Below are 12,932 nucleotides of genomic sequence, written 5' to 3' on the forward strand. Positions count from 1 at the left end.
TTAATATTGCGACTCTGGTAAATGAACATGTAATCCATGATGCTCGTCAGAAACCAGTACCTGACAGCTTAATCGGCTCAAATCTTTTGGTTCTGTTACCATTTCTAACATGTCACTTTCGTTACTATCTGGGTCCGAAATTTTGCCATGCCAATCAGTAGTTAAGTAGCAATGGCAGGTCGCACAGCTACCTGAACCTCCACACTCAGCTTCGATGCCCTCGACCATATTTTCCATGGCAGCTTGCATCAAAGAAGTACCACTTGGTACATCTACCTTGGTTTCATTTCCAGCAAAATCAACAAATGTAATCTCGGGCATGATGGTGTCCTTATACTGTGAATTTAGTGATTTGATTTATCTCGTCCAAAATAGCGGCAGGGTCTGCCTCTAGCTGGCTATCCATTGCGGTATTCCAGCGATTTAAGAATCCGCAAATTGCAACAACGGCAGCAATTTCAATAACAGCCGCTTCTGAATAGTGTCGACCTAACTCTTCATAATGCACCTTTTCTAGATGCGCTGGAGAGGTGCTACAAGCAAATGCAAATCTCAGTGCTGCACGCTCTGCATCGTCATATAAAACGTTCGTTTCAAACTCAAATGCCGCGAGTACCTTGGCTCTGTTGACGTTTACTCTGCTTGCAATGTGTGAGAAGTGACCTTGGCAGTATTGACAGCCTGCAGCGTTACTACTGATTGTGGCAATGGCCCACTTCAACTCATTACTGATGTGTTCAAACTTACTTAGACATCCAAACATTTGCCCAAAAGCTTGGGCCAACATTGGGTTCTTAGCCATGGTCAATATACCGTTAGGGATAAAACCAAGATTGTTCTCTATTGCCTGATAAATCGGTTCCAAATGAGGTGTCGACTCCCTCTCAACTGGTGTGACTAAATGGTTTTTACCCTGTTTCATATCCTTGTTTCCTGACTTGGTGAAAGTTCTCAACAAAGTAAGTTTTTTGTTCTCTGATGCCTATAGTCCGTTTGGACCAAAGGGATAGTCCACAGGGGCTATGTTGAAAAAACCTCGATAGCGGTAAGGTTTTTTTAGGCGAACAAAACGCGATTGCATATCTCCTTAGATATTTCTCACACATGTCAACAAGGTGAATGCGGACAGAAAACCAACCTGAAAAAACGTGTAGGCCAACTTGGTTTTGTACGTTGTTTGAGGGTCAACAATATTGCCAGACTAGATAGGAAACTAGGATGATTGAAGAACTTATTGAATTTATAAATCAAGACTTACTGGAAGGGGCTGCCCCAGATCTGGACCAGCACACACCACTGCTAGAGTTAGGGATTTTAAATTCTCTATCTATGGTGAGACTACTTGCTCATGTTGATCAGCGTTATGGCGCTAAAATTCCAGAGCACGATATCACGCCGGTACATTTCGAAAACATTGAGACATTGTGCGCGCTTATTAAAGCACTTAGTACTGAAGAACAGGTAGAGTCTGAAGAAGCTAGCTCGGAACTTGACCGTTTAGTTAAGTTGCAAGAAAGTTATGGTATCAAAAGCGAATTGGTTGCTGCAGGCGAAGGTTTCAAGCAGCATACACTGCGTGTAGAAGGCGATGGGCCTCTGTGGATTCTATTACCTGCACTGGGTAACCCATCAACTTCTTGGTCATCTACACTACGCTCAGTTCAAGGTCGTCACAATGCGGTTGCATTAGATTTGGCTGGCTTTGGTTTGAGTGAAAGCAACAACGACTCACCTTCATATGTTGATCATGTTGAATACACGCTTCAATACCTTGAGACACTTGAAGAAAAAGAGTGGGTATTAGTTGCTAACTCAGCTGGAAGTATGATTGCAACAGAGATTGCGAGACGTCATCCAGATAAAGTAAAAGCGCTAGTATGTACTGGTTTCGGTCTGGTCGATGACGTTGAAAGCTGGTGGGGAGATTTAAAGAAAATGTCTGCCAATCCAGAGCAATTCTTAGCGGCTGCATATTACCACCCACCTAAGATGACACCTGCACTTGAAGATTTACTCAATGATGTTTTATCTCGCCCCGCATATCACACCTTCTTAGATGAATATGCTCGCAAATCGATGGCGACAACATTTGATGGTGTAAAAGTACCCACCTTGTTTATTGCAGGTAACCACGACCAAATTATCCCACCTGAGTGGAGCGAAAAAGCGGCTGAAAAACTTGAAAATGCGACAGTCACAAGACTATCGAGATGTGGCCACTTTTCAGCTTCCGAACGCCCAGAAGAGTTTGTTTGGGTTGTTGAAGACTTCTTAAACAAGGTGGAAATGGCATGAATTCATTCAAAAGTTACGACGTAGTCATTATTGGTAGTGGTCCTGCGGGCAGTTTGTGTGGCATTGAATGTCGCAAAAAAGGTTTATCGGTTTTATGTATCGAAAAAGACGAGTTTCCTCGTTTCCATATTGGAGAGTCGTTAACAGGCAACGCGGGTCAGATTATTCGTGATTTGGGTCTGGCTGAAGAAATGGACGCAGCAGGCTTTCCAGACAAGCCTGGTGTGAATGTAATAGGCTCTTTGTCAAAAAATGAGTTCTTTATTCCAATTTTGGCGCCTACTTGGCAAGTAAGACGCAGTGATTTTGACAATATGCTTAAGCGCAAAGCACTTGAGCATGGGGTGGAATATCAGCAAGGCCTTGTAAAAGATGTGATTAAACATGAAGGCAAAATTGTTGGCGCTATATACAAAGCGGATGATATGGAACACCAAGTGCGTTCAAAAGTACTTGTCGATGCAAGTGGACAAAATACGTTCTTATCTAGAAAAGGTATTGCAGGTAAGCGTGAAATTGAGTTCTTTTCACAGCAAATTGCTTCTTTTGCACATTACAAAGGTGTTGAGCGAGACTTACCTCCATTTTCAACAAACACGACTATTTTGTATTCAAAGCAGTATCACTGGTCTTGGATCATCCCAATTTCGCCAGATACAGATAGCTTAGGTATCGTAATCCCGAAAGACCTTTACTACAAAGAGTGCAAGAACCCTGATGATGCTATCGCATGGGGCATGGAAAACATCAGTCCAGAGATCAGAAGGCGATTCCAAAATGCCGAGCGCATTGGTGACTCGCAATCGATGGCTGACTTTTCATATCGTATTGAACCTTTTGTCGGTGATGGTTGGCTTTGTATCGGTGATGCGCACCGCTTCTTAGATCCAATCTTCTCTTATGGTGTGTCATTCGCGATGAAGGAGGGCATCCGCGCTGCTGATGCAATCAAGCAAGCCATCGATGGCAATGATTGGAAAACGCCATTCTATGCCTATCGTGATTGGAGTAATGGCGGGCAACAGATTGCGGCTGACTTAATTCGTTACTTCTGGATTTATCCAATCTTCTTTGGATATCAAATGCAAAACCCTGATTTACGTGACGAAGTAATTCGCTTACTTGGGGGCTGCTGCTTTGATTGTGAGGGCTGGAAAGCACCTACCATCTTCAGAAATGCAATTGAAGAGTACGACCGTAAGCAGATGGCTGGCTAGGGAAAAGCATTGCGCTTTTCCTTTCTAAGGGAAGGATTGATTATGAACTTTGAGTGGAATGAGGATCAGCTCGAGTTGTTTGAGCATGCACTGAGCTTTGCAAGGGACTTAGATTTTTCAAAAGTGCCTGATGGGGAATTCCCCAAAGAAGCTTGGCACGCGCTTGGCGAATTTGGCTACTACGGATTACCTATAGATAGTAAGTATTCTTCATGTGGCAGCGGCTTTGATATTTTAACCACGGTGAAAATTCTAGAGGGCTTAGGCCAAGGTTGTGCCGATACGGGTATTTTGTTTGCCGGTGCTGCACATACTTTTGCCTGTGCGATGCCCATCTATGAGCACGGCAGCGAAAAGCTAAAAATGGAGTTGCTACCGGGATTAACGAGCGGTGAAAAAGTTGCAGCCAATGCAATATCTGAAGCAGAAGCTGGTTCAGATATTGGCAAGTTAACAACTAAAGCATGGAGAGAGGGTGATTACTACATCATTAAAGGTGCAAAGTCCTATGTAACAAACGGAAGTGTAGCTGATTATTTTGTTTTATACGCTACAACAAATCCTAAGTTTGGGTATTTAGGCCAAACAGCCTTTGTAGTACCTGCGGACTTGCCTGGAATTGAAGTAGGTAATAGTTACAAAAAACTGGGATTGAACTCAGCGCAACTTAATCAAGTATTCTTCGACGAAGTAAAAGTGCATAAAGATTATGTTCTAGGTAGCGAAGGCCAAGGTGCAAGGATCTTTGCTGCATCTATGGACTGGGAAAGATGTTGCCTATTCGCTTTGTTTATCGGCGTTATGCAGCGCGATTTAGAACGTTGTATTGAATACGCGAATACGCGTAAACAGGGCGATAAAACAATAAGTAAGTTTCAGGCGGTTTCACATCGTATTGCAGATATGGAAGTGCGACTACAAAGTGCGAGATTGCTGTTGTATTTCGCAGCATGGCAAAAGTCGCAGAATGTAGATAATACGAAAGCTGTTGCATCTAGCAAGTTGGCCATCAGTGAGGCTTTCGTGCAGTCGGGTATCGATTCGATTCGTGTCCATGGTGCACTTGGGTACCTGCAAGAAAGTGGCGTAGATGCGAGTATTCGGGACGCTCTAGGCTCGGTTCTTTTTTCTGGCACGTCCGATATACAACGAGAATTGATCTGTAATAGGTTGGGTTTGTTATGAAGATACTCAGTGACGTTCTAACAAGCGGGCTGTCTCAAGTTGGTGACAATGCACTAGCAGTAACTGATAGCGTCGAGTCATACAGTTACGGCGAGTTGTCGTTATCGGTAACGCAAATTGCGGTGCTGCTACAAAGTAAAGGAATTCAAGTTGGTGATCGCGTAGGCATTTGGGCTGACAAGTCGTGTCGAGCGCTTGCTGCCATGCTTGCAGTGACAAAGCTCGGTGCAGTTTACGTTCCTATTGACCCAATGAATCCTATGGTTCGCGTCGATATTATTCGCAAAGATTGCGCGATGAAAGTGATGTTTACTACGCAAGCAAAGTTTTCACAGTATAGAGAGCATTATGCCGAAGGTTGTCACTTTGTAGTGTTAGACAGTGAGGGGGAGTTCAATGCTGCTGCATCAAAAGCGCTTGAGGTTAATCAGGCTAGCAGTTGGCAGGACATCAAATGCTGTCAGCCATCAAGCTTAAGATTGAGCGCCGATATTGGTGGTGATGATCTTGCTTATATGCTTTATACATCTGGTTCAACAGGAGTACCAAAGGGTGTTCGCATCAGTCACACCAACGCACTTGCATTTGTAACGTGGGTAATTGAAAAGGTGAAACCCACTCACCAAGATCGATTATCTAATCATGCACCATGGCATTTTGATTTGTCTGTTTTGGACATTTATGTGGCGCTTTCAATTGGTGCAAGTGTGCATTTAGTTTCTGAACTGGATAGTTATGTTCCGCAAAAATTAGTGAATTTCATTGCCCAGCGCGGCATCACTATTTGGTATTCCGTGCCTACTGCCTTGACCATGATGATGAACACAGACCCACAGTTTGGTGAGTCATGCAAACAACTTCATACAATTATATTTGCTGGAGAAGCATTTGATGTGAAGTCGTTGAAAGCACTGCGTGCGCAATTTCCAAATTCGGCGCTTTTCAATTTTTATGGCCCGACTGAAACCAATGTATGCAGCTATTACAAAGTACCGGACATGGTGCCTGAAGAATTACCCATTGGTTATGCTGCAAGTGGTGCTCGTATCTCCATTTGCAATGAACAAGGTGATGAAGTTGATATAGGTGAGAAGGGGTTCATCACTGTTAATGGTCCGACTGTTTTCTCTGGCTACTGGGGAAAAGAACCCAGAGCAGAAAGTGCCTACAACACCGGTGACATTGGCTATATCAATGAACTTGGTGAATTGATGTATGTCGGGCGACAAGATCATATGGTGAAGGTCAAAGGGTACCGTGTACACCTTGGGGAAGTTGAACGTGCTTTGTATCAACACCCTCAGATCAATGAGTGTTTAGTTGTATTGAGTGAGGCCAAAACACTTGAAGCACATATTGCAACTGAATCTGAACCTCCGTCGTTGCTGACGTTAAAAATGCACTGCGCCAAGCGATTACCAAAGTACATGCTTCCTGAGCAAATTGTTTACTGGGATGCTTTACCACGTAACCGTAATGGCAAACTATCGCGTCAAAGCTTATCAGAATCACGCCCACAACAAGCGACTGTCATTGAGCAAAGTGGAGCGTAACCAGTTTACGTCTTTGTAAACATTAACCTAGGGGCTGTATCTAGATGCTGTTGAGGCAGTAACAACAAGCAGTTCCTTGCTATACACGGAGAGAATTATGAATAAGACCATAGCAGTCATAGGTGCTGGTTTATCTGGTATTGCCGCCGTTAAACAATTAACAGATGGTGGCCATGAAGTTACTTGCTTTGAAAAGGCAGAGAGCTTCGGAGGGGTGTTCGCAGATAAAAAGATCTACGATGATTTACACCTCACAATCTCTAATTATTTTATGGCATATTCTGACTATGTCCCTAATCATCAAAAACTGAAGTTTTGGTCAAAAAAAGAGTACATCAACTATTTAGGTGAATACATACAGCGTTTCGATATCGCAAAACATATTCACTATGATCATGAAGTCCGTCGTGTAGAGAAGCAAGGCGATAAGTGGATAGTCACTTGTAAAAGCGGGGGAAAAGAACACAGTAAAGAGTTTGATATGGTTGCTGTATGTTCTGGACACTTCCAAAAGCCCAAGCTGCCAGACTTACCAGGTCTTGATATGTTTGATGGTGAAATTGAACACTCCAACGACTATCGTGACAAACATAAGTACACAGGCAAACGCGTCTTATGCGTTGGCTTGGGAGAAAGCTCGGCCGACATTACATCCGAAATTTCTGAAGTAGCTCGCAAATGTATTTTGTCACTGCGCCGTTATCCGGCTGTTGCGCCGCGTTATATGGCGTTTCAAGAAGATCCATATTTTACAATTGATACATCATGGTTGACTTCGCGTATCGTGAACAAACTACCGCACAAATATCATGGCGGGATCACCAAAGGCATTTTCAACAAATACGTAAATAGCCGCAATGATCATGTCCGGATCCGAGGCGAGTGGCTTAAGAAATCAGGACCCTCTCACCATCAGGCAGTAACTAAAAATGAGCGCCTTTTCCGTCCGATAGCAGATGGTAAGGTTATGCCAAATATCGGTGGTATTGAACGCTTCGAAAAAAATTCAGTGGTATTTAAGGATGGCACAAGAGAAGAAGTAGATGCAGTCGTATTTTGTACTGGATATCAGCTTAGCTTTCCTTTTTTGGATGTCAGTATTTCAAATATGCGTGATCTATTTAAGCAAATGTTTATACCTGAAATGGGGCACTCACTGTCTTTCATCGGCTTTGTGCGCCCTCAGCAAGGAGGAATTCCAGTAATTGCTGAAATGCAGTGCCGCTATCTATCAAAACTGGCGAGTGGTGAGGCACAACTGCCTACATTGTCGGAAATGCACGATGTTGTGAAACACGATACTAAACACTGGCAGACCGAATACAAGATCACACCACATGTGGCTTCATTGGTGAACTATTGCCACTACATGGACTCAATGGCGAAACTAGTAGGCTGTATGCCACAAATACCCAGCTTATTTAAAGACCCTTTACTGCGTGTGAAATTACTTCACAACCCGCAGTTTGCTGCCCAATACCGTCTTGATGGGCCCAACAACATGACACATACGGCACGAGAGTTTTTACTGAGCTTTCCAAACATTAGCTCTTGGCCACGGATCATTCATTTTGAAGTCGCCTTGGCAGCACAAAAATTGCTCTCCCGTCTGCGGTTAGATGGGTTACGTGAAATCAGCAAGTAAATAACTAGTACGAGGAAAGGACATGATCCAATTGTCAGATGAGTGTTTGAGCAACTTAGATGAAAATCTTGATGCTCAAACCTATAACTTAAGCAGACTCAGTTACCTACAAAAAATCATTCTAGGCACAGATGGTACCGTGACGCAGTTACTTGAAAGTATTGTGGGAGAGCAAATTGTGGTCGATAAGCTGCTTGAAGCAGATGTCAGTGTACTCCCTCATGAGGAAGACATGCATTGCCAACAGCGCGTGATCACCCTTAATGGGGCCAAAACTGGGTTACCTTATTTATACGCCGACTCATTGGTTTATCACGGCAATATGAACGTGAACTTTTCTCGAGCATTAACCGAAACGCGTATTCCTATCGGAAAAGCGTGGGAAAAATTTCAAATAGAAACCTATAAGACCTTGCTCTCATGGGGCTTCGAATATGCAGGTGATTTGTCACATCACTTCGCTGTGGAGCCAAGTGATCTTGTGTTATACCGCACTTATCTTGTGTATTCACAAGGGAAAAAAATATTTCGCATTACCGAGAAGTTTCCATTTGCTTGGTATATGCAATCAGAGCAGTTCGACTCTCAATTCGCATCAGTAGAATTATCAACCTTAGTCAGTGGGATTTGACCAATGAAAAATACCGATACAGCAGAAGCTTTGCCACAGAGCAAGTTAGATATAGATAAATTAACACCTACGATTCCTCATATTCCGTTTAATAGTGAGGACGGTCAACGCTTTTTCTGGGGTGAAGATTACCACCTCATAATTGAAGAGCTGTCAAAAAAGTACGGTGATATCTACTCAGTAGAAACCGCTAAGGGTCCAATTGTTGCGCTTAATGGCTATCAGTACATAAGAGAAGCACTTGTAGCGCAAAATGATGTATTCAATGTACGTGCAGATTATGAAATTTTACAGATTGCTCCACAAAAACACTTCTTGGAATTAGAAGCCGGTGAGCAATGGCAAGTGCACCGCAAGGTGTTTGCATATGCAATGCGCGAATACTTTGCCACTCGCTGGGATCAGATTGAAGATTGGATGACGACTGAGATTAACGATATTGCAGCCGTTTGGAAAGAGCAGGGAGATATTGCATTTGATCCAAACAGAGAAGTTTCTCTAAAGTTAGCCAGCTTCTTACATAAAGTGATGTTTGACGACCGCTTCGGTGAGTTCGAAGTGAGTATCTTTGATGAAAAAAGCCTAAGCTGGCTTCCTAACGGGTTCATCAACAGTACTCGTCATGAATTGATGCCACCTGATTTACAAGAGAAATACTACGCTCAGTATGGCGATGCGATTGAGAAATTTAGTTCAAATTTAAATGGATTAGACCAATACGTGTCATTTAACGTGGGTCGTCGCAAAGAAGATTACGTGCCGGGTGAATATCGCGATTTATGTGATTACTTGTTTGAAGCGAATGACAGCGTTGATGATGCAACAAAAGCAGCGCTTAATATTGGGGAAAAAGAAATTGTTGTAGGATCTTTAACTCAAGTCGCAGGTGCCGGTGGTGGTGTTGGCGCGTTTGCAATGCGTTGGGCACTTCTTTATTTGGCAGCCTTCCCTGAATATCAATCGCGCGTGCAAAAAGAATTAGACGAAGTAGTGGGGCGTGACGAAGTGCCACTTAATAAACACAAAGCAGATTTGCCATATACGCAAGCCTTCATCGCAGAAGTATTACGCCATTGCTCGATTACATCTATGCCTGCTGCGAATTATGCGACCAGCAAAGATACTTTATTGGACGGTTACTTTATTCCTGGCGGCACTCCACTGGTGATCAATAATTACAGCGTGACGCGAGACGAAACATTGTGGGAGCAGCCCAATGAATTTATCCCAGAGCGCTTTTTGGATGACAATGGTGAGTTGAGCAAGAAGCAGCAAGGGAAAGCTTTTCCGTTTGGCTTAGGACAGCGCCGCTGCCTAGGTGAACATTTTGGTAAATACATTATTCATACGCTATTTGCGCAATTGGCACACAAGTTTGAGTTCTCAATTCCAGAGGGTAAAGAGGCAAACCTGAAGGCCATTTCTGGTGTATTCTTAGTGCCAGAAGAAGTTGAAATTAAAGCTAAGCCGCGTTTTTAATTCTCTTTATTTAGTATAATGACTAAAAGCACCAAAACCACCTTTAAAGGTGGTTTTTTTATAGCGATAGCAATTATCTATACAAAACCACTGTATTTTGCGTATTTTGAGCCAAGTCGGGCAGCCCATAATCGAGTATTTTGATGTCACTGAAACATATTTTTCAGTTTATAACCAGACACAAAATCCACTTGGCTATGGAGGAAGAAATGGAGAGTTTTGGTGTTGATGCTACACAGTCCAATTGTGGTATTTTAGACCTGCATATAGAGCAAATTAAGGGAGTTGCTACTCAGGAAAGGTGCTTTTTAATGTTCAGACCAGTCAACTTGGTCTCTGCGAATTTAATTAAAGAAGGTGTTGGTACCAAGGGGCTTGATATTCACGGAAAAAGCTCTGATTTAGGTCCAATATCAGGTTTCATTCCAGTTAAAGGCATATATAGCAAAATTAGAAGTGACCCCGAAAAAGTTAAGAAGCATGATGCACAAAATCGCCACTCGCTGCTGCAACCCCATATCGGCAAAGTATTTTTAAATAAGTCTCATGGCATAGACCTACTAAATACCAGTTCACGATATGAATTTAAATTTGATAAGCAGAACTGTTTATTGATCAGAGATACCATGAATAGAGGGGCTTTCGAAAACGTTGAGGTGATGGGATACAAGCTGGTTGGAAGTAAAGATGAAGTGATACCCGTAACAGCTGACTATGATATGTTTTGTGTGGCGCCAAGTTATCTCGACACTACAAAAGAATTCCGCTTCAAAAATGCTAAGGAAGTAACAGATCAACATGATGAAAATGAAAAAGGTATTTTAACCACTTTTCAAATGGGATTAATTAAGAAGATAAATGATGCATGCAAAAAAGTGGTAATAAATGGCCAAGATGTTGTAAAGCATGGTACTGAAATGAACAATCCATTTCCGGAAAATGATGAACAATTGGTCGTGTTTTCACCAAATGGTAAAGCTAAACTTATGCCCAGAAAAGAAGTACTCTATCTATTATCAAGAATACCTTTAATTGGTTTCATAACTTATCCGAATAAAACATGGAAGCAGAGATTAGGTCAAGAGAGTGTTAAGTGGACGATCATTGCCCAAAAAAGTCGCTTATATGACGATGAAGTCAAGTTAAATAAGTTTGTGAAAACTGCTTTTGACATGGAAAATGAAGAGATCAGGAAAGCGGACTTTGTTAAAGACTCAGGCGCAACTTTGGGCAAAACGAAATACGAAATCTTCTACGATATGTACATCAAGAAGTCGATGAAGCAACAAGAAAGTCCTCTCTGTAGGTTTTAGTGACGAGTCATTTCAGATGCGCCGATGCTTATAGCCGGCGCATAGTTGCAAATTGAGCAGTAATTATTGTGTGTTTAGTTGCGAGACTGCGTCAACAATGCTTTCAACTTGCTGATTGATATCTTTGATGGTGTTGTTAAGCTCTTCAATTAATTGCACACCTGCTTCTACTTGTTTAGCGCTCTTATCCATAGATGCCGTAGCTTCACCAGATAAGGCTACGTTCTCTTTCACAACATCTGCTATTTCTGTTGTGGAAGAACTCGTTCTAGCAGCAAGTTGACGTACCTCATCCGCAACAACGGCAAACCCTCGACCTTGTTCGCCCGCACGAGCAGCTTCTATTGCTGCATTTAATGCTAAAAGATTTGTTTGTTCTGCAATTGCACTGATTGTCGATACGATATTGTTGATTTGATCTGATTGTCTATTAAGTGCCTCAATATTACTTACGGCGACATTCATATCGCTGCTGAGTCGTTCCATCAACTGTATGACTGAACTTACAGAGTGTGCGCCGCTGTGAGCCGCTTTATCTGCGAGCTCAGATGCATGGCCCACATTTTCTTGAGTTTGTCTTGTAGAGACTATTCGATCAGTTATATCAGATGCAAATTTTGTGACTTTGATAACTTTACCATTTTTATCAATGACAGGGTTATAACTGGCTTCTAGCCATAACTCGTGGCCATGCTTGCTTTTGCGCTCTACCTGACCGCTAAAGTATTGCCCACTTGCCAATTGGTTCCACAGCGCTTTGTAATCAGGAGAATTGACAACATGATCAGGGCAAAAAGTACGGTGATGTAGGCCGACAATTTCTGTCAGTTGATATCCCGTTGCTGCTAGGAAATTGTCATTTGCCGTAAGTACATTACCGGATACGTCAAATTCGATAACGGCCATTGAACGGTATAGAGCATCAATTACATTTTGCTGCGAAACGGACTTCAGCTCTCGCTCGGTAACATCAGAGGCAAATTTCACGATTTTTAGCAGTTTACCATTATCATCTAAAACTGGATTGTAGCTGGCTTCAAGCCAAAGCTGCTTACCTGATTTCGTAAAACGCTCAATCGTTCCCGAAAAGAACTTACCTGTATTTAAAGTTCGCCATAGTGTTGTGTAGTTGGCAGAGTTTACATATTCCCGATTACAAAAAATACGGTGATGTTTGCCAACAAGTTCTTCCAGAGAGTACTCCATTGCATCCAAAAAATTTTGGTTTGCGGTCATAATGTTACCATCGGGAGTGAACTCAATAATTGCGGTTGAACGACTCACAGAATTGAAAGTTTGTTCTAGCAATTGCTTTTTATCTCGCTCTGTATCAAGCAAAAGCTGTAAAGCCTTTTTTTCTTTTCCAAAGGTAAACATCAATGAAATAGTCCCATGCGCTAATTGTTGACAAAAGCGGCATTATTGCAGTGGAAATACACATGTCAATCTCTGTAGCCAAATATCATCCTAAGTTCTGATATAAGCGCATCCAATACCTATAGGCACTTAAAATTTGCAATTTTATTTTATATTAAAAAATTATATTAATATATTTCACACAACTAATTGTTTTTTTGTTATTTGTTCTGTGTGTGTTTTATAAATGCTTGTGTG

At 42.2% G+C, this 12,932-nt stretch carries 11 protein-coding genes; 8 read left to right on the forward strand and 3 right to left on the reverse strand.

What is annotated here, in order from left to right:
* Together N475_RS21070 and N475_RS21075 are read right to left on the reverse strand one after the other, a co-directional pair.
* Positions 1–321 carry a 2Fe-2S iron-sulfur cluster-binding protein gene (locus N475_RS21070; RefSeq protein ID WP_063357853.1) on the reverse strand — a complete coding sequence of 107 codons (321 nt, stop codon included), beginning with the start codon at positions 319–321 and terminating at the stop codon, positions 1–3.
* A 10-nt stretch (positions 322–331) separates the two neighbouring features.
* Complete coding sequence (locus N475_RS21075; RefSeq protein WP_063357854.1) at positions 332–922, reverse strand: carboxymuconolactone decarboxylase family protein; 591 nt, start codon at positions 920–922, stop codon at positions 332–334.
* Positions 923–1,218: 296 nt separating this feature from the next.
* Here N475_RS21075 and N475_RS21080 point away from each other — a divergent pair, with 296 nt between their 5' ends.
* The 8 genes from N475_RS21080 (at position 1,219) to N475_RS21115 (ending at position 11,318) form a co-directional block, all read left to right on the forward strand.
* Positions 1,219–2,295, forward strand: a complete 1,077-nt coding sequence (locus N475_RS21080; RefSeq protein ID WP_063365907.1) for an alpha/beta fold hydrolase — start codon at positions 1,219–1,221, stop codon at positions 2,293–2,295.
* On the forward strand, positions 2,292–3,512 hold the full coding sequence (locus tag N475_RS21085) for an NAD(P)/FAD-dependent oxidoreductase (RefSeq protein ID WP_063357856.1): 1,221 nt from the start codon (positions 2,292–2,294) through the stop codon (positions 3,510–3,512). The genes N475_RS21080 and N475_RS21085 overlap by 4 nt, the downstream gene beginning before the upstream one ends.
* A gap of 42 nt (positions 3,513–3,554) precedes the next feature.
* Positions 3,555–4,697, forward strand: a complete 1,143-nt coding sequence (locus N475_RS21090; protein WP_063357857.1) for an acyl-CoA dehydrogenase family protein — start codon at positions 3,555–3,557, stop codon at positions 4,695–4,697.
* Positions 4,694–6,250, forward strand: coding sequence for an amino acid adenylation domain-containing protein (locus tag N475_RS21095; RefSeq protein ID WP_063365908.1), 1,557 nt, complete (start codon positions 4,694–4,696; stop codon positions 6,248–6,250). The genes N475_RS21090 and N475_RS21095 overlap by 4 nt, the downstream gene beginning before the upstream one ends.
* 97 nt (positions 6,251–6,347) lie before the next feature.
* Positions 6,348–7,895: a flavin-containing monooxygenase gene (locus tag N475_RS21100; protein ID WP_063357859.1), complete on the forward strand. Its 1,548-nt coding sequence runs from the start codon at positions 6,348–6,350 to the stop codon at positions 7,893–7,895.
* Positions 7,896–7,917: 22 nt separating this feature from the next.
* Entirely contained in the window at positions 7,918–8,526 is a 609-nt protein-coding gene (locus N475_RS21105; RefSeq protein ID WP_063357860.1) for a chorismate--pyruvate lyase family protein, read from the forward strand.
* A 3-nt stretch (positions 8,527–8,529) separates the two neighbouring features.
* Positions 8,530–10,005, forward strand: coding sequence for a cytochrome P450 (locus N475_RS21110; RefSeq protein ID WP_063365909.1), 1,476 nt, complete (start codon positions 8,530–8,532; stop codon positions 10,003–10,005).
* Between the two features lie 143 nt (positions 10,006–10,148).
* Positions 10,149–11,318 carry an anthrax toxin-like adenylyl cyclase domain-containing protein gene (locus N475_RS21115; protein WP_081232482.1) on the forward strand — a complete coding sequence of 390 codons (1,170 nt, stop codon included), beginning with the start codon at positions 10,149–10,151 and terminating at the stop codon, positions 11,316–11,318.
* 63 nt (positions 11,319–11,381) lie between these two features.
* Here N475_RS21115 and N475_RS26225 read toward each other — a convergent pair whose 3' ends face one another.
* Complete coding sequence (locus tag N475_RS26225) at positions 11,382–12,695, reverse strand: methyl-accepting chemotaxis protein (protein WP_063365911.1); 1,314 nt, start codon at positions 12,693–12,695, stop codon at positions 11,382–11,384.
* Positions 12,696–12,932: the final 237 nt, after the last annotated feature.

Source organism: Pseudoalteromonas luteoviolacea DSM 6061 (assembly GCF_001625655.1).
Classification (GTDB): domain Bacteria; phylum Pseudomonadota; class Gammaproteobacteria; order Enterobacterales; family Alteromonadaceae; genus Pseudoalteromonas; species Pseudoalteromonas luteoviolacea.